Annotated in this window: 15 protein-coding genes and 3 pseudogenes; 10 read left to right on the top strand and 8 right to left on the bottom strand. The window is 60.6% G+C overall.

Features of this window, described 5'->3' with window-relative positions:
* The first annotated feature begins 367 nt into the window (after positions 1-367).
* Positions 368-2,788 (top strand): hypothetical protein, encoded by a 2,421-nt coding sequence (locus ACSKB9_RS17685; protein ID WP_438074525.1) that lies wholly within the window; start codon positions 368-370, stop codon positions 2,786-2,788.
* A gap of 22 nt (positions 2,789-2,810) precedes the next feature.
* Positions 2,811-4,181, top strand: coding sequence for a CHAT domain-containing protein (locus tag ACSKB9_RS17680; RefSeq protein WP_438074523.1), 1,371 nt, complete (start codon positions 2,811-2,813; stop codon positions 4,179-4,181).
* A 291-nt stretch (positions 4,182-4,472) separates the two neighbouring features.
* Here the strand turns inward: ACSKB9_RS17680 and ACSKB9_RS17675 are convergent.
* Both ACSKB9_RS17675 and ACSKB9_RS17670 read right to left on the bottom strand, forming a co-directional pair.
* Positions 4,473-4,760: pseudogene (locus tag ACSKB9_RS17675) on the bottom strand (hypothetical protein); the annotation flags it as partial.
* A 46-nt stretch (positions 4,761-4,806) separates the two neighbouring features.
* On the bottom strand, positions 4,807-5,202 hold the full coding sequence (locus tag ACSKB9_RS17670) for a hypothetical protein (RefSeq protein WP_438074521.1): 396 nt from the start codon (positions 5,200-5,202) through the stop codon (positions 4,807-4,809).
* A 114-nt stretch (positions 5,203-5,316) separates the two neighbouring features.
* Between ACSKB9_RS17670 and ACSKB9_RS17665 the strand changes: the two genes are divergently transcribed.
* The 3 genes and pseudogenes from ACSKB9_RS17665 (at position 5,317) to ACSKB9_RS17655 (ending at position 7,467) form a co-directional block, all read left to right on the top strand.
* Positions 5,317-6,279: a Ku protein gene (locus ACSKB9_RS17665; protein WP_438080279.1), complete on the top strand. Its 963-nt coding sequence runs from the start codon at positions 5,317-5,319 to the stop codon at positions 6,277-6,279.
* A gap of 224 nt (positions 6,280-6,503) precedes the next feature.
* A pseudogene (locus ACSKB9_RS17660) lies at positions 6,504-7,006 on the top strand (NUDIX domain-containing protein).
* The gene (locus ACSKB9_RS17655) at positions 7,003-7,467 is read left to right on the top strand and encodes a metallophosphoesterase family protein (protein WP_438074520.1); all 465 of its coding nucleotides are present in this window, start codon (positions 7,003-7,005) and stop codon (positions 7,465-7,467) included. Before ACSKB9_RS17660 ends, ACSKB9_RS17655 begins: the two are co-directional and overlap by 4 nt.
* Before the next feature lie 82 nt (positions 7,468-7,549).
* Here ACSKB9_RS17655 and ligD (ACSKB9_RS17650) read toward each other — a convergent pair whose 3' ends face one another.
* Positions 7,550-8,497, bottom strand: coding sequence for a non-homologous end-joining DNA ligase (gene ligD / locus ACSKB9_RS17650; protein ID WP_438074518.1), 948 nt, complete (start codon positions 8,495-8,497; stop codon positions 7,550-7,552).
* Between the two features lie 151 nt (positions 8,498-8,648).
* Between ligD (ACSKB9_RS17650) and ACSKB9_RS17645 the strand changes: the two genes are divergently transcribed.
* Positions 8,649-9,260, top strand: a complete 612-nt coding sequence (locus tag ACSKB9_RS17645) for a cell envelope biogenesis protein TolA (RefSeq protein WP_438074516.1) — start codon at positions 8,649-8,651, stop codon at positions 9,258-9,260.
* 225 nt (positions 9,261-9,485) lie between these two features.
* Here the strand turns inward: ACSKB9_RS17645 and ACSKB9_RS17640 are convergent, their stop codons facing one another.
* Both ACSKB9_RS17640 and ligD (ACSKB9_RS17635) read right to left on the bottom strand, forming a co-directional pair.
* Positions 9,486-10,883, bottom strand: coding sequence for an FAD-binding oxidoreductase (locus ACSKB9_RS17640; RefSeq protein WP_438074514.1), 1,398 nt, complete (start codon positions 10,881-10,883; stop codon positions 9,486-9,488).
* A 487-nt stretch (positions 10,884-11,370) separates the two neighbouring features.
* Entirely contained in the window at positions 11,371-12,297 is a 927-nt protein-coding gene (gene ligD / locus ACSKB9_RS17635; protein WP_438074512.1) for a non-homologous end-joining DNA ligase, read from the bottom strand.
* 103 nt (positions 12,298-12,400) lie between these two features.
* On the opposite strand from ligD (ACSKB9_RS17635), the gene ACSKB9_RS17630 reads away from it, so the two are divergent.
* On the top strand, positions 12,401-12,589 hold the full coding sequence (locus ACSKB9_RS17630; protein WP_438074510.1) for a DUF3606 domain-containing protein: 189 nt from the start codon (positions 12,401-12,403) through the stop codon (positions 12,587-12,589).
* 43 nt (positions 12,590-12,632) lie between these two features.
* On the opposite strand, the pseudogene ACSKB9_RS17625 reads toward ACSKB9_RS17630, so the two are convergent.
* From ACSKB9_RS17625 to ACSKB9_RS17615, 3 genes and pseudogenes are all read right to left on the bottom strand, one after another.
* Positions 12,633-12,895, bottom strand: a pseudogene (locus tag ACSKB9_RS17625) (hypothetical protein).
* Positions 12,896-13,613: 718 nt separating this feature from the next.
* Positions 13,614-14,450, bottom strand: coding sequence for an IS5 family transposase (locus ACSKB9_RS17620; protein ID WP_438074508.1), 837 nt, complete (start codon positions 14,448-14,450; stop codon positions 13,614-13,616).
* Between the two features lie 691 nt (positions 14,451-15,141).
* Positions 15,142-15,333 carry a hypothetical protein gene (locus ACSKB9_RS17615; protein ID WP_438074506.1) on the bottom strand — a complete coding sequence of 64 codons (192 nt, stop codon included), beginning with the start codon at positions 15,331-15,333 and terminating at the stop codon, positions 15,142-15,144.
* Positions 15,334-15,495: 162 nt separating this feature from the next.
* On the opposite strand from ACSKB9_RS17615, the gene ACSKB9_RS17610 reads away from it, so the two are divergent.
* From ACSKB9_RS17610 to ACSKB9_RS17600, 3 genes are all read left to right on the top strand, one after another.
* The gene (locus ACSKB9_RS17610; protein WP_438074504.1) at positions 15,496-15,684 is read left to right on the top strand and encodes a hypothetical protein; all 189 of its coding nucleotides are present in this window, start codon (positions 15,496-15,498) and stop codon (positions 15,682-15,684) included.
* 83 nt (positions 15,685-15,767) lie between these two features.
* Entirely contained in the window at positions 15,768-16,289 is a 522-nt protein-coding gene (locus ACSKB9_RS17605) for a thermonuclease family protein (protein ID WP_438074502.1), read from the top strand.
* 104 nt (positions 16,290-16,393) lie between these two features.
* Positions 16,394-16,585, top strand: coding sequence for a hypothetical protein (locus ACSKB9_RS17600; protein WP_411781266.1), 192 nt, complete (start codon positions 16,394-16,396; stop codon positions 16,583-16,585).
* Positions 16,586-17,067 lie beyond the last annotated feature (482 nt).

Raw genomic sequence — 17,067 nt, 5'->3', positions numbered from 1 at the left:
ATCGCATGAGTCTGCGTTGCCGCCTTCGCCTTGGAAATGCGAATAATAAGGTGTCGCTTGCCGGAGGCACTCGCACGAAGGGCTGCCGCTTTGCGGCACCGCTATCACTCCCGTCGCGCGGGTGCCTTGTTAACCGCTCTCGCGACGGCACTCGGTCCCGGGTCCCGCCGTTCCGGCGGCGCTATGCTGACCCTCCTGCGGGTGCCTTCTTCTTTTTTAACCCGGCCAAGAGGCCAGCATTCTCGCCGGTCTCGATGGACATCGCTGCTATTCTACTACATATCGGCAGCGCGTTGCCTGAGCCAGGTTCCAATACCGCCTGGCAGCTGACAAGAGTGATCTTCAGGACGCGGGAAGGGTGAACGGCTTGAGTGAGAAGAAATCGTCGATCGATGGATCTTCAGGTGTCGATTTCCATGCATGGTATGAAAAAAATGGGCTCGCCTGGGGAGCCGGAGACATGTTCGTGGTGGCCGGCGGGAATCCGTCCACTCGCATCGCCGAGATTTTAGCCATCCTAGCATCTTCGTTCACTGAGGACGGCAAGCCTGTATTTTCCGAGATCATCGTCGTTCAGCCGCCCGGAAGCGCCGGTCCCGACGAGCGAAAGAGTGCCTTGTTTCGCCACCTTGTTGAGGCCGTGGTTCGATCCCGGGGCAGGGCGCTGGAGACCGCGGAACTCGACGTCCTGTCGCGGCGCATTAGCATCGCCGTCTCGCCGGACCTTCAGGCAGCGTCGGTTTGTTCGATTGTTGGAGCTGCCAAGCAGCATGCCGCTGTGGTTGTAGAACAGGGAGCTCTTTATCGCGGCGTGGAGCCTAGCCCGTATGGAGCCCGGCCTGCTCTTGGAATGGTCGAAGATTCATGGGTCCCGCATTTTGCGACGTTGTGCGAGGGGGCAATCCTGGCCGCGAGAGCCTCGACGAGCTACGTTGCCATTGACGCGAATAAGGACTGGCCGCTCAAGGAGGTGAACCAGGAGCGGCTTCTTGCGATTGACGGAATGGCCGTGCTCGCTGGTGGCGATCCGGACGCCCCGGATGCAATCCTCGCGCAGCATCTGGCAAAATGGTCCACAGCGATCGCGCGCGGTGTCATCGGACCGATCCTCACTGAGATCGATACGCTTCCAAGCTCTCTGGACGGAATAAAACCGCTTCTCAAAGTGCAGATGATGCACAAGGCGGGCCTCCAGCCCATGGTGGAGCAAGCGCTTCGAGCCGAACCGGGGTCGACCGAAAATCTTGCGCCTGTGCCTGCCCTGCAGGTAGCGGAAATGGCCGCGGAAGCCGGCGCGACGGACATTGCGCGCGCCTTGATGCAGGAGATCGACTTTGATCGATTGCCACTGGAGTCCATCGAAGCTGCCTTGGCACTCTCTAAACGCATTGGCGAGCCGGGGGCGATCCAAAAATGCGAGGATATTCTGCAGGAAAGACACCCGACGTCACTGGCGCTCATGCACCATCGTGGCGATGCGATGCTCGAGGCCGGCGAATTCATTCAGATTGCCCGGCTCCTGGCAACTTCGCCAGTCGAGGATGACCGTCGGATGGTCGGCTTCTACGAAACGTTGGCCGCGGGCCTCTCCTCTTCCGAGTTGGACTATCAGGTCCTGACAAGAGCGGTGATTGCTGCTCATCCGCAACAGACGGTCCGTGCCAGGGTATTCATCGCGAGGGAGGCCATTCGCGCGCAGCGCTATGCCGATGCGCTGTCGGTCGTAACGGAGGATACGGAGACCGATGTGACGGTGAGCATGGTCACTGCCATGCTCACGGCACTGGAGGGAGCTGTTCTTGGAGGTGACAAGGCTGCCGACCTCGAGCCTGAGCTTTTGCAAGCCGCTGTCTTGCTTGGCCTTCGATACCTCACAAGCCATCCTGCCGACGCCCGGGTGCGTGTGCGTCTGGTCGATGCGCTATCGGCCCAGTCGATGGGATTGTTCGGGATAGCTCTCCTGGTCGATACGGCCTTGAAGCTATCCAGCGCGCCCCTTGCCCTGCGCGAGATCGAAGCGCTCGATGCATGGACGACCGCGCCGCCTGCGGACGATATCGCTGCCTTCTTGCGGGTGGCCTTGCCTTGGCTTCAGTCCGCGAGCCCCATGTTTGTCGGCCGGATCGACATCCCCAAGGAGCTTTTGACGCAAGATCCGGACAAGCTCGTCGCTGGCATACAAAGGTTGTTGGAGCATTACGAACCGCTCGACACGCCCATCGATATCGAGAGTGTCAGAAACATCCTTGCGATAGGCATGGCGGTCGCTCGACATGGTTCGGTGCCGGATGCGGATTTGTCGCTGGTGCGCGTGCTGGCGGTACGTTTAGCCTTGGCTAGCCGTTTCCAGGCGGCCCGGGATTACGCGGAACATGCGCTTCAGGTCGCAGGCGAGTCCAAAGCGCGTTCGCGCCTCGCGTGGCTCTGTTATGGCGACGTCTACCAACGTACCGGCAATACAATCGACGGCATGGTCGGCGCCCTTTGCTGCCTCGCAGCGGACGACAGCGCTTCGCCGGATCAGGTCTTCTACGAAAGCATCTTGCTCTATCGGCTCATGCGCGAACTTCGCATGATTGATGCCGGACTGTCATTCCTTGATGCGGCGCGGAAGGCCCTGCAAAGCTTCGGTGCACATGATCAATACGTTCACCGGATTCAGACACTTGAATTGCAGGCCCGGTCTATCCAGGCACGTCAGGATCCCGCGCACGCGCGCGCGCGACTGGAAGCGCTGCTTCCCGACTCTGATCCACAACGCCCGCACGGTACTGGCGCAGGGAGATGAGCCTGCTCCTGCAGCCGCGAGCATGGCCGAAGCTCTCCGGGCAGCCGAACTTGCGGGCGTCACGCCGCCCCCCGATGCGATCGAAGCCTTCGAACTTCTTCTCGACGAAGCACATGCGCCTCTGCGAGAGATCATCGCGGCCAGCCGGCTGCCACACCCAACCGCGGCACAGGTCCTCGAAGTCCTGAAGCAGATAGAACAAGCGAGAGATGCGGACGACGTCGGTTACGATGTCCGGCAGATCTCCGTGCTGGCGCAGCGGTTGCTCGGTAGCGCGGAAGCGCAAGCGAATTCGAGTGTTGCCGCTTTCGCCATCGACATCCTGGCGGACCACGCAATCGCATCGCCCGGCGCGGCGCCCGATCAGGGCTGGATACCTCCGACCATCGAGTTCTCCGGCAAACGCGCCGTCGAATTGTCGCAGTCGATGCAACTGCCTGTCGTGTTGATGGGGGTCGATGCCGAAGGACACCTCGTTCGCTGTGTCGCCGAAAATGGAAAGCTCGGTCCAGCTTTGAAAGAAAGCGCCGAGGTGTTCTCGGAGGAGAACCTCACGCGCTGGTCGAAGGAGTTTCCTTTTCGGTATGGCGTTGACGAAGATACGCTCAACCTGTTTCACACCAGCACCGAAGGCCTTGGTGTCGAAGCGGTGCCCCCGCGAGCGATCCTGGTAGCGGCCGCGAATATTCAGCATTGGCCGCCCAACCTCATACGGCTTGGGGATGGGTTTGCGGGTCAAACGTGCAAGCTAGCCGCAGCTCCATCGCTCGCCTGGTTGAGTGAGGCGAGACATCGTAAATCGACCGATCGACGGGCCACTGCCTGGATTCCGAAGGAGGCTTCTGAGGAAGGTGAACAAACACTTCAGACCGTCGTGGATCGAGTGTCCGAGCCGCTCGCCGCTCATAACATCAGCCTCGACACGGCGTCAGTCGTGCCGTCCAATCTTGACGGAGCCGAATTAGTCATTGCCACCGCCCACGGCGGCTTGGTGCCCGGCAACCGGTATTTTCAAATGGTCCGAGACGATGCCGAGCTAAGGATGGCGGGCGCAGACCTTGGCTCCGCGTTGAAAAACGTCGGTGTCGCCGTTCTATTCATTTGCAGTGGTGGCCGGCTCGATCCGCATCCCATGGCCAACACGACGCTCGGTCTCGCACGGCAGGCTCTCGGCAATGGGTGCACGACCGTCATCGCCTCACCTTGGCCCATCGATTCCCGAATCCCGTCCTACTGGCTCCCAACCTTCCTCAAGGCCTGGGATGCGGGCATGCCAGTGATCGATGCTACGTTCGATGCCAACGCTCGCGTCCGAGACGCGTTCAGCTCGGAGCTTCGTGATTGCATGGCCATGTGCGTCTATGGTGATCCTCTGCGCACAAAGGAACGGTGACAGTCCGGCGATCGAAGCTTTTGGTGCCAAACCCAAGCAAGGAGAACCAGAGCTGCAGCGCCTAAAATGTGTATCGTGAGCTCGCGAACCAAAGCGACATCACGCTCGGCTTAGGCCCGCCCTCATCTCCGCCGTCTTCCACCCAAACAATCCACGGACGGAGGGCTCCGCGTATGCTCGTTCGCGGCTTTCAATTCGGATTGAGCTTGGCCGCTATACGCTTCGAAGTTGGCGCATTGTTCGCGATGTCCATGGCGACTTCCATCACTTCCTTGGCCACAATGGGAGTATCGGCGTCTTGCAGCGCCTGCACCTGATCTCGAGCCAAGGGAAGCCTCCATTCACAGCCTGATCGATGGTGGGCGAAGGATCGATTGGTTCGCCGTCGCTCCACATGCGCTCGTTCCAGCTTTCGCAAAGCAATCTGTCAGCTTGCTGGATCATGGCCTCACCCTTGGCCCGCATCTCCAACGATTGAGCGGCGAGGATGTTGGCCATTGCGCGTGCCTTGCCGAGCTCCTTTGCCAGAGCCTTGCGATCGCCGCCCGACAGGGGCGTGGGGTGATACTTCGGGGCCATCCGGACATCCAGGTGCTAACAGATCGGATCGGCAATCCGGAGTGGCTTACGGTATCTCGAACGCCGGCCAGCACCCGTCTTCTTCATGCCTGCCCGTGCGCTGCTGGCAGGTGTTATCGAGCAACCGCTGCGCCACGTCCTTCCAAAGCGCGTTGCGGCCATACAATCGGACGGCATCTGCGGTCTGGATTTCCACGGTCCGTTCGCACCGGCGGCATGAGATGCGCAGCACGTGGCGCTGAATCTCGCAAAGACGTCGCTGCCGCCTCTCAGCTCCGGTCTCGTCGGCGCGAGGGTCTTTCAGGACCGATTCCCAATATTCCGCCGGGAGCGGCGCATCCGGAGCCGCGGCGGAGGGGCCCCGTCTACGGGCAGCTTCAGCGGCCAGCTTTTCCATCTGCTTTGGGGTCGGCATGCGCCAGCTCGCGGGTCGATCGGTCATTCCGAATTAGAACATAACAAGAACAAATGTCGAGTTCGCGCCGAGCCTCATCCTGAAAAAATCATCCTGTTGGGAGGGCGCGGTGTCGGAACCAAGCCGGGTCGTTCGTCTTGAATCCGGCACCAGTACTGGAGTTCCCCGCGATGGCCCCCCCGCGCTAACTGGAAAGGCTTCCTGCGTCTTTCCCTCGTCACCTGTCCGGTAGCGCTCTATCCGGCCACGTCGGAATTCGAAAAGGTCTCGTTCAACCAGCTCAACCGGAAGACCGGCCACCGCATCAAGTACGCCAAGGTGGACGCTGATACCGGTGAGGAGGTCGACAACGAAGACATCGTCAAGGGCTACAAGGTCGACACCGACACATTCATAGAGGTGACGAAGGAGGAACTCGAGAACGTCGCGCTGGAATCGACGCGAACGATCGAAATCGACGAGTTCGTCGACCGCAGCGAGATTGATCCCCGCTACCTGATCCGCCCTTACTACCTGACTCCGGATGGCAAAGTCGGGCACGACGCCTTCGCCGTCATCCGCGAAACCATCCGCGAAATGAACAAGGTCGCGATCGGTCGCGTGGTGCTGACAAATCGCGAGCACATCATCGCGCTGGAGCCGCTCGACAAAGGGCTAATGGGAACGCTGCTGCGCTATCCTTACGAAGTCCGCTCCTCGGAGGAATATTTCGACGATATCCAGGATGTCAAAGTCACCAAGGACATGCTTGACCTCGCCAAGCACATCGTCAATCAGAAGGCGGGCCACTTCGAGCCGGACAAGTTCGAAGACCAGTACGAAACCGCGCTCATCGATCTCATCAACCAGAAGCGCGCCGGCAAACCCATCACTGCGAAAGCGCGCCCTCGAGGCGAGAACGTCGTCGACCTGATGGACGCGCTGCGCAAGAGCATTGGAAGAGACGCGGCGGTCTCGACAGAGGCTCCCAAGAAGCCAGGCAAAAAGCCGCGCAAGGCGGCGGCCGGGCAGAAGGAAATGCTGATGCCGATCGCGGGCAAGAAGCCGGCGAAAGAGGCCGCGGCGAAGAAGCCGGCGGCCAAACCCCAGCGGAAGTCGGCTTAGATTGTGTGGCGGTGACGCCGGACGGCTTCTGCTTCGTTGTCCGCGGGCGGGTTTGGCGGATGGCAAGACCCGATCTCGTCGAGGTTTTACGAAGGGCGGTACAACGGGGGCCCGCTGTGCTACTGGCCTGTTTCGAACGATCTTTGCTGTGCAATTAGCCGGTCATCGCGCCTCAGTGCTCCTCGCCCGCTCTGCTTTGGATTGCTCTGCAAAATAGGAGCGATATGGCCGCGGTGAAAAAGGCTTCCAGGAGATCGACCTTGAGCGCGGGCATTCTCGCATACCGCAAGGGCGCCAGTGGGCTCCAGGTTCTGCTCGTTCATCCCGGCGGACCGTTCTGGCGTAAGAAGGATGATGGCGCTTGGTCCATTCCAAAGGGCGAAATCGATGCCAATGATGCTCCGGAGAGCGTCGCACGACGCGAGTTTGCCGAAGAACTCGGCCCGAGCGCTTCGATTGGTCCGCTCCAGGTGCTGGGGAAGTCCGACAGCGAGGAGGCAAGCGCGTCATCGCATTCGCGGGCGAGGGCCACTTTGAGCCGGTGGCGCTGACCAGCAATACTTTCGATATCGAATGGCCGCCTCGAAGCGGTCGACGGCAGAGCTTTCCCGAAGTCGACCGCGCCGAATGGTTTGATATCGAGCTTGCGCGGACCAAGATGTTGTCCGCTCAAGTTGAGTTTCTTGATCGTCTTTTGGCGATCGCGGTTGAGAGCGCTGGCAAATGATGTTCAGGATCGGAGTCATTTCGGACACGCACGGTCTGTTGAGGCCCGAGGCGGAACGGGGCCTGACGGGCGTCGATCACATCATCCATGCCGGCGACATCGGGCGTCCGGAGATCGTCGACGCGCTTCGCCGCATCGCGCCCGTCACCGCCATTCGCGGAAACGTGGACAGTGGCGAGTGGGTCCGCGACCACCCCGACACGAAGCTTGTGCGCCTGGCGGGAAAGTCGATCTACGTTCTGCACGACTTGAAGACGCTGAAGGCCGATCTAGGCGCTGGCATCGACGTCATCGTCTCCGGGCATTCTCACGTGTCGAAGATCGACACGGTCGGTGGCGTTCTCTATCTGAATCCCGGCAGCGCGGGGCCCCGGCGTTTCAAGCTGCCGATCACGCTTGCGACGCTCGAAGTCACGCCTGACGGCATGCGACCGGAAATCCACGACCTTGGAGGCGACTGAGTGCACCACTGCGCAGGAATTCGCAGCGAAGAAGGCAAGTGCGTTAATTCGTTCCGTTTGCCGGTTGCGCTTGAAGGGAAGCTTATTTGCGCGGACGTTCTCGCTCGCGCACGACATCCTTCGCCCGCTTGTCGGACCTGAGTCCGAGATAGACGGGCTGGCGCAGTTCGCCCTTACTCGTCCACTCCGCGAATTTGACCTCGGCAACCAGCGAGGGCTTCACCCAGGTCGTGGCGGCCTCGTCCTTCACTTTGGCCGGGAAGGATGATTTAGGCGTTTTCAGCTTCACGAGCTTGGCATGGAGGTCTTCCAGGACCTTGTGGCTGAAGCCAGTGCCAACATGTCCGATGTAGCGCCATGTGTTGTCTTCCCGCACAGCGAGGACCAGGGCGCCGAAGAACGGCCTCGTGCGCCTCGGCGCCGTGAAGCCCGCGATCACCACCTCCTGCCGCTTTGCCGTCTTGATCTTCAGCCAATCCGCCGTCCGGCTTCCGGACGCATACGCGCTGTCGGCGCGCTTCGCCATGATGCCTTCCAGGCCCTTCCGCTCGGCCTCGGCGAAGAATTTCGTGCCGTTCGCTTTGCGGTGAGGGCTGAAGGCGATCAGGTGGTGGCTCGGCAGGATCGCTTTCAGCCGCTTCTTACGTTCGAGAAGAGGCTGTTTGCGCAAGTCAACTCCGTCCTCAAACATGAGATCGAAGGCGCAATACAGGAGCTTCGCTTCATGGCGCAGCGCGTTTTGCAGTAGCTGGAAATGCGAGACGCCGTCCTTTCCGATCGCGACGAGCTCGCCGTCGATCACGGCGTCGCCCTTCACGCCCTCCAGCGCTTTGGCGACCTCGATATAGCTGCGGCTGATGATCTTGCCGTTACGGCTGTAGAGCGCAACCTTGCCCCGCCGGATTTCCGCGATCATCCTGAAGCCATCGTACTTGTCCTCGAAAACCCAGCCGGGGTCGTCGAACGGCGCGTTGGTGAGCGTAGCGAGCATCGGCTGCAAGCGCTTGGGCAGGGTCGACGCCCGGCTCATTTAAGGGCCAATCCTTCAGAGTGTGTTGCGTAATGCACGGACGTCCATAAAGAATGAGGAACGCTTAGAGCCATGGCATGTTCCGTCAGACGCCGCGGCAAGTCCCAGGGTACGCTACGTTGACTATCGACCAGAAGGTCTGCTCGGAACCATGGCTAGAAAGCTGAAAACCTACCGGACTTCGCTGGGCTTCTTCGATCTGGCGATAGCAGCTCCTTCCATGAAAGCGGCTCTGGAAGCGTGGGGCGCAGACAGCAACTTTCATCAGGGCGCGGCGAAGGAAAGCGATGATCCGGACGTCATCGCTGCGACCATGGCAAAGCCTGGCGTCGTGCTCAGGCGTCCGGTCGGATCCGACGGATCTTTCAAAGAGCATGCCGAGCTGCCCACCGATCTTGGCAACGCCCGACCAACGAAAGCCGCCCGCAAGTCGAAAGGCTCCAAGGCAAAGAAGCCTTCCTCTCGCCCCGTCGACAAGGCCGCGGAGCGAAAGGCCGCTGTTGACTACGCCCGGGAAGAGAGGCGTCGCGAGCTTGAACGAGCGAGAGAGGAGGCCGCCAGGCAGAAGGAACGCGAACGCCGTCAGCAGGCGGTCGACAAGGCACAGGCTGCGTTTGATAAGGCCGAACAGGAGCACGCGAAACGGGCCGCGGCCATCCAGGCCGAGGTCGAGGCTCTCGAGAAGAGGTCGCAAGCCGAAGAAACCCGCTGGGATAAAGAGAAGGCGCGATTGGAAGCTGCGCTGCGGCGCGCGCGGGGCTAGTTAGCGGTTCTTGGTCGGCGGCACGAGCGATCAGCGCCATGAACTCGCAGTGGCTTATGACGGGGTGGCTTATACTATCCGCTTTCGGCGGTATAGCTGACGCGGCCGGACTTACCACTCCGTCGCTCATGTAGCGATTGACCCCAAGCCGACATCCGCGCAATTAAGTCCGGCTGACTCGACCACCTAAGCGGGATGGTTGCCCTCCACCGCGTCTACGTGTGCCTATCGTGGCGGGATGTTCTGTGCGCCGTGGAATAGATTTCCTGGATCGAATTTGGCCTTGATCTCGGCGAGCTGCTCGTAGAGCCGATTGCCATAGGCGTCGCGCACGCGGGCGTCGCCCTCGTCTTCGGTCATGAAATTGATGTAAGCGGCGCCGGTCGAAAACGGATGGATAGCCGCCCAGTATTCGCGCGCCCATTCGATATGACGGCGATCCTCCTGCGGATTTTCCCAAGCCGCCTGCACGTTCAGCACGTATTGGGCCGTCCTGAAGCCTACGGCGTTGAGCCCGCGATCGAGTCGGGCGGGAGCGCCGCCCATGTGCATGAAGAGAGCGGCGGAATGCGGAGAGGTAATACGTTCGGCATGCTCGACCATCGCATCGATCAAGCGCTCGCTCATATCGGCGAAAAAATCCGACTTCCAGTAATAGCGGCGGCCGAACGGCTGGCCGGAATCGAGCATGGTCTGATGCGCAACGAACGGCTTCACGGTGATCGTATCGGCAGCCGGCTTGCCAAAGCTCTTGAGCGCACGCATCGCATCCTGTCCGGCGATGGGATCGCCGGTCCAGCACGCTGCAATCGCCGCGATTGGCGTGCCGTGCAGCGCCTCGGGCAGGAACGGCGCAGGGGGAGCGATGCGCAAGATGAGCAAGCAGCACAGTTCGTCCGGCGCCGTGGCGGCGATCCGACAAAATTGGTGCGCAACGTCGCGCGCTTGTGTCATCGGGTACACCACCATCCCGCACAGAGCCTGCGGTCCGTGTGGATGTGCCCGGAACTCAAAGGACGTGACCGCGCAAAAATTGCCGCTGCCACCCGCCAACGCCCAGAACAGATCGGCGTTCTCGGTCTTGCTGGCGTGCCGACGCTCGCCGTCCGCAGTGACGATGTCAACCGAGACAAGATTGTCGGCGGCGTAGCAGCACTTGCGCGACGTCCAACCGAAGCCGCCGCCCAGAGTGAACCCCGCAACCCCTGTATTCGACACGATGCCGCCCGGGACAACCAGCCCGAGGGGTTGCGCTTCGTGGTCGACATCGCCCCAGGTGGTGCCAGGCTCGGCCCGAATTATCCGACGGTCAGGGTCGACGCGCACGCCGCGCCGCAAGCTCATGTCGATCATCAGCCCGCGGTCGCAGAGCGCGGCGCCAGCTATGTTGTGCCCGCCGCCGCGAATCGACAGCGGCAGTCCGTTCTCGCGGGCGAAACTCACGCAGGTGACAATGTCCGACGCGCCGCTTACCCGGGCGATGAGCGCAGGCTCTTTGATGATCATGCCGTTCCAGATCGAGCGCGCTTCGCGATATCCGGCATCAGCGGGCTGCAGGAGGGCGCCACGAAGCGCTTTACGAAGGTCCGCAACTGCCGCTTGACTCGCGGGAGCATTTGCCATGGCAACTCTCCATTTCCACGCGATTGCGGAGGGAGCACCTTGAGTTGTAGTTTCCATGCTCCTCGTCGTCTTATCCAGTCCAAAATCTATGCTCATCGGACCGGCTGGCAGTGACGAACCCTGTTGTCGCCGTTCGGCAGAACGAACGGCAAATTTCCGCCTAGACGTTAGTTCGATCGGCGACAAAATGGTTCAGTCACCGAAGTCTCATTTTCAACAATTTGCCCGCTTGGAACCTTCAGCTTTTGGCCCTTAGCTTCAGATTTTTGCGAAGAGAATTTGGTCGTCTATGGGGCCACAGCGGACTTTAGGAACGAGCCGCCCGCTTGATAGACTAGGGGTTCACGCCTAGTACGCGCTCCGGCTTGGTTCACCGCGGCCCGGTCCCGCCGGTTCGCAGGAGCGAGCTCCATAACGATGTAGTTCGGCCGGAATCGTCAGCGAACTTTCCAACGGCTTGTTCGTCCATTGCCAGAAGCGATCGAAGTCATCCATCACAGGTCCTCCGCAGGCCCCGGAAGAACGGGTGCCTGACCTTTCCCTCGGCCGACTTCGCGCGATACTCGATCTCGGCCAGAAGCCTGGGTTCAACCCAGATGCCCTTGTGGTTGATGCGCTTGGCATAGGGCTGGGTTCTTCGGATGAGGGGTTTAAGTCGCTTCTGCAGATCGGCGGCCGAGACCTTGTCGAAGCCGTGGTCGACTTTGCCGGCGTAGATGAGATCGTCGCCCTTGCGCCGGCCGACATAGAGGCCATCCCATTTCGTGCCATCGAGCGCGAAGCCGGCAATGGTCAGCGTCTCCCGCTGCACGCAGGTCTTCTTGACCCAATCGTTCGTGCGTCCCCTCGGATAGGCACTGTCCCGTACCTTCGAGACGACGCCTTCGAGGCCGAGCTTGCAGGCGTGCGCGAACATCTCGCGGCCGTCGATCTCGAAGCTCTCGCTGAACTGGATGTCGGTGCCGTTCACGATCTTCTTGAGTTCGGCCTTGCGCTGAAAGAGCGGTAACTTCCGGATATCGCGGCCGTTCAGATAGAGCAGATCGAACGCGACCAGCACGATGCTCGTCGACTTGCCCTTGAGCTCGTTCTGCAGGACCGAGAAATCGGTCGTGCCGTCGGCGGCCGGTACCACGATCTCGCCATCCACCACGGCCGAGTTCGCCTTGATCCGCCAGGCGTCATGGGCGACCTTCTTGAAGCGATGGGTCCAATCGTGACCGCGGCGGGTGAAGATCGTCGCCGTCTCGTTGGCCAGATGGACCTGAACACGGTAGCCGTCGAATTTGATTTCGTGAATCCAGCGGGCCCCTGACGGCACCTTGTCGATCGAAGACGCCAGGGCCGGCTCGACGAAGTCGGGCAGGGGCGCCTTGAGGCCGATCGCCTCGGGTTTTCGACGCTGAAACGCCACTGAGTACTCCACGCTACAGCCGATTCAAATTGGCACAGTTCGAATTGTTCCGGAACCTGCGAATCCCTGTCGCGTTGCTTCGATGTCACAACAGGAGGCACCGATGGCAGCAGCGAAGAAAACGAAGACGGCGCGTGGCCGAAAACAGGACCGGGCGCGGGTAGCCGGCGGGCAGGACTACGAAGTGCAGTACGAGGCGAAGCAGACTGGAAAGTCGGCGCCGGCGGTGAAAAAGGCCGTCAAAAAGGTCGGCAATGCGCGCAAGCGCGTGGAGAAGAAGCTGGGCCGTTGAAATGGGAAGGCCGGGCTGGCGTCGAGGCTCGGCACCAGCCCTTCTAGTCTGGGGCGCATTCCGGGCAGGTATCGCCGATCGAGTTCAGCACCTCGCGAACCTTGGCCGCAGCCTCGTCAGGGGGACGCCTGCCGGCGGGTCTTCACGGGCGATATCAAGGGCCCGTTCCCTTGCATGCGGATCGGCGCGATCTTGCATCCAGCCGTGGTACTCACACTCGTGGATGGCACCCGCCTCCTGCAGCACCGCTAGCGCCCATCCGCGCAGCGTCCGTATCGCGGGCCGCTTCTCCCTGGTCATCAGCATCGAAATCGCTCCTCGACGAGGGGCGAATCCTTGCAGCCCTCGAGTCGTTCCGGCTGCTAACACAGGTCAGGGATTCCAAATCGTCGGGGCGGGTTGTTTTTCCACTTGTTCCGCCGTCCTGTGCAAAAGCCGCCTACGCAGCGTCCATGCCACTTCCAACCACGTAGCCGAAATATGTACTCAAGAGTTCGTCTGGGAATCGCTTGGCCCAAGCAGCGAGTTCATGCCGCAGACGCGATCAAGCATTTCTTGAAGTGCTTCACGGTCGCGAGAAGCCTTGGAACCGGTATCCCGAGGAGCCGTGCTCCACACCATTCATGTGACGAACTCATAGATGCTGCGAGTTTGCGGCGAGGTAACCATTTCCCGCACTAGGCATGGCAGAGTGTCATGAGAAACGGCCCCAGCACCCTTGGAGGGTAATGCTGAGGCCGTTCTCATTCCCATGCTTGCCGAACCGCCGATGCCGATAATAGGGCGGCCCTCTGGGCCTTGAAAAATTGTCCTTAATGAAACAGCCCTGCCCAGTCCCAGATCATCGAATTAAAGTCTGAGCCAGTCAACTAATGTATGTGAATCAAAGGTAAACATGTTGCCACTTTTTCCCACATGCTTAACGGGTGTCCTGATTCCCCGGATCGGGTGTCCTAGCTAGGACAGCACCGGGGTTTTGCGGGTCACAAGCTCCTTGCAACCGCCTCAGAGTTTGACTCATAAATCACCCAACCTTAGCTGCAGCCGCGAGTCTGCGGGTCAGGAGCCTGATGTGTGCAATCAGCAGCCAGGCAGCTTCGGTTGCCACCGTCGCCTCGAAGTCCTTGGCGAGGCGGCGGCATCTTCCGAACCAAGCGAATGTGCGTTCAACCACCCACCGCCTCGGCAGAAGCTGGAAGCCTTTGACGCCTTGAGGCCGCTCGACGATCTCGACAGTCCATGGACCGCAGTCTGAGAGCGCGTCGAGGAGTTGATTTCCGCGGTAGATCCGGTCGGCAAAGACGTGGCGCAGCCGGGGGAAGTTCATCCGCACGTTCTTCAGCAGCGGTACGGCGCCATGGCAGTCCTGAACGTTGGCCGGATGAACATGAACCCCAAGGAGGAGGCCATTGGTATCCGTCACGATATGCCGCTTGCGGCCGTAGATGCGCTTGCCTGCATCGTAGCCGCGCGGTCCGCCAGCTTGCGTGGTTGGCGCACTTTGACTGTCGATCACGGCTGCCGTCGGCTTCGGTGTCCGTCCAAGCTTTTTTCGCGCCCGTCGGACAAGCACGCTGACAATCCTCTGCCACCGGCCTGTATCCCGCCATCTATAAAAATAGCCCTGCACCGTCGAATAGGGCGGGAACTCCTGCGGCAACGCCCGCCACTGGCAGCCGGTCGAAACGATATAGAGGATCGCTTCGATCACACGACGCAGCTCCGTCTTACGCGGCCGGCCGCGCCGGTTCGCTCGCGGCAACAGGCGTCTGATCACCGCCCACTCCGCATTGGTCATATCGCTTGCATAACGCAGATCGTCCCGCCGATATTGCTCCCGAGTGATCTTGGTCCAGGGCATCGTGTTCTCCCTCGAATCTTTGCAAATCCGATGGAATCACACCCCACTGAGATCACTCACCCATTTTTCAGTCAGGCTCTCAGGACGGGATCATCGTTCCAACATCACCGGCCAAGGGTTGCCTGTAGGCGTCGGTGGCTGAGAGACCGATAGTGCTCCCGCCTGCATAACAGGGAGGGGAGCGCATGACCGGGCTCCATCTTTCCAAGCAAGTTGACCTTCTCGACAAGACCGCCTGTGTGGAAGCGGAACGCTTGCGCAAAGAGGCCCGTGGCACCCCACCAGGAATTGAGCGCGACCGGCTTATTCGCCGCGCACGGCAGGCTGAGGCAGCCTGCCGGATGACCCAGTGGATGGCCTCACGGGAACTAGGACCGCCAAGATAACGGGTGTTCTAATCGGGCCTCGGTTTGAAATTTGAAAAGAATCGAGGCGTATGCTCGTGGGATGCCTCACTTAGACGCTTGCTTAGGAATTCTTCGTCGGTTGATCGCCAAGGGTGACGCGAACGGCATTCCACTGGCTGAGCGAGCTATAACCGAATATCTGGAAGCAACGCCGGTAGCCGCCCGCAGGAGCGGGCTTCGCCTACTTCAGGACGACGTTCTGAAACAGCGCATGCCGTGATTGGAGATCGGCGCGACTTCGCCGAAACCGTCAACGCGTACATTGAGAAGATGCTAGCTCCGCCCTAGTCCGCGTCTCGCGGGTTTTGCATCACCAGCAACCCGGCCACCGCTGCAATTGATGCGAGAAGTGAACCGACCTGTATAGCGAACAGCAGATCTTCATCTTGACCGAAGCGGACACCCAACCCCGTGTCAGCCAAAAGCGTCGCGATCGCGAAGATGATGAGAGTGCCAATCAGCACCCAGAAGAACATTTCCTTCACGTTTGTGCCCGCGCTGGACTAATATCCGACTCATTGGGAACTGAGGGGAAGCAGCATGCGCCCGCAATCCGTTCTCGCAATAGCCGTCTTGGTTGCCATGATCGGACTCGGGCCGCTTGTCGTCTACGAGTACGTGCCTCATTAGGACCGGCCATGGCCAAGATGATTAAGTCCCTCCGCAAGCAGGCCGACGAGGCAGAGCGCGCCGCGCTCTCGGTTCTCGACCGCGACTTAGCGGAGGGATTGCAGGCACTGGCACGGGCCTACCGGGCGCAAGCTGATGTCATCAAATCCAAAAAGAAGAAGACACGGAAGGGCCAAGCAACGCGACCTTCAACCTAATGTACCCACGCGAATTGGCGTCTTGGAATTGCTCTTGTGCAGAATGGCTCAATGATGCCGCAGTAGTTGCAAGGTCACTAGTCATGCGTCGAATCCCCCTGGCACTGCTGCTCGCCCTTCTGTCGAGCATGGCATTGGCCGATCAGTTTGTCGGGCAGGCCAGCGTTATTGACGGCGACACCTTGGAAATCCATGGAACGCGCATCCGGCTTTGGGGCATCGATGCCCCGGAGAGCAGTCAGGTGTGTCGCGGTGAAGACAGTTTGCAATATCGTTGCGGTGCGCAGGCCGCAAACGACCTCGACGCCTTCATTGCTCGCCGGACTGTCAATTGTGTTCCGGTCAGCCTCGATCAATATGGCCGCACGGTCGCGACCTGCTCGGTCGGTGGCGCTGATCTCGGTGAATGGCTTGTGCTTCACGGACTTGCGCTGGATTGGCCCCAATACTCGAAAGGAAGATATGGCGTGGCTCAACACAATGCCGAGCGCGCTGGTCGAGGGATCTGGAAGGGCAGTTATGTCGAACCGTGGCTCTACCGCGCCTGTGGCCGTGCGAACGGCAAGCCGGCCGCCTGCTCAGATGATGCAAGCTCCCATCCGTGATCAGTTGAGGACGGCGAGCCGGGCTTGCAGGTGAGGCTGGCCTGGTCTGGGCGACTCACGCTAACCAATCGTCGTCGATTGGCTCACTGCATGATAGGGACGACATGGTTGCAGCCACCCGTGAACTGCCATCTTCTGGTTACGCGCTCGAAGTGGATGGCCGACTGAAGACCGAATTTGCCACCCGGGACGGCGCCAGGGCAGGTGGAGAAGAGCTGAAGAAGCGTTTCCCAAGGCTTCAGATCAAGATCTATGACGCAGAAACAAAAGTGCGGGAGGAGATTCAGCTTCGCTGAATTTCTGTCTTCGCGCTGAATTTTTGATTGGGCGCGCGCGGCTGGCGCCGCACCGGGCTCGCGTGAACCGAGCCGCGTAGCCGCTCGGCCTTCCGGCTTTGATCCCTCGCGCAGAGACTGCGGAGCGCCTCGCCGGGGGCACTCGGGAAAGGGTCCCGCCGTCATGAAGTATGCCGGCGTCGCTATCACTGCCCCGTTCCCGGGTGCCCTCTTAACCGGTCTCGTCGCTGCACTCGGCCCCGCGTGCCGCCTTCGGCGTCGCTATGCTCACGCTCTCCGGGTGCCATTTCAGTGGGGCGATGCGCAATTGGCGCACGCCTGATCAGGACCTGCGGCCCTAAGCAGTCAATGCGAAGTCCCATGAAGAAATGAGACGGACGGCGGGGCCCCTCGCAGATTCCTCGTCCTCACCGTTGTGCGTGCGGCGAGGGCAACGGATTCGTTAGTCACGCGGCGACGTTTCCTCGCGGACAGAGCCGGAG

Source organism: Bradyrhizobium sp. BR 1433, assembly GCF_051547665.1.
Taxonomy (GTDB): domain Bacteria; phylum Pseudomonadota; class Alphaproteobacteria; order Rhizobiales; family Xanthobacteraceae; genus Bradyrhizobium; species Bradyrhizobium australafricanum.
Note: the sequence above shows the minus strand (reverse complement) of the source record. Positions and strands in the feature narration are given on the sequence as shown.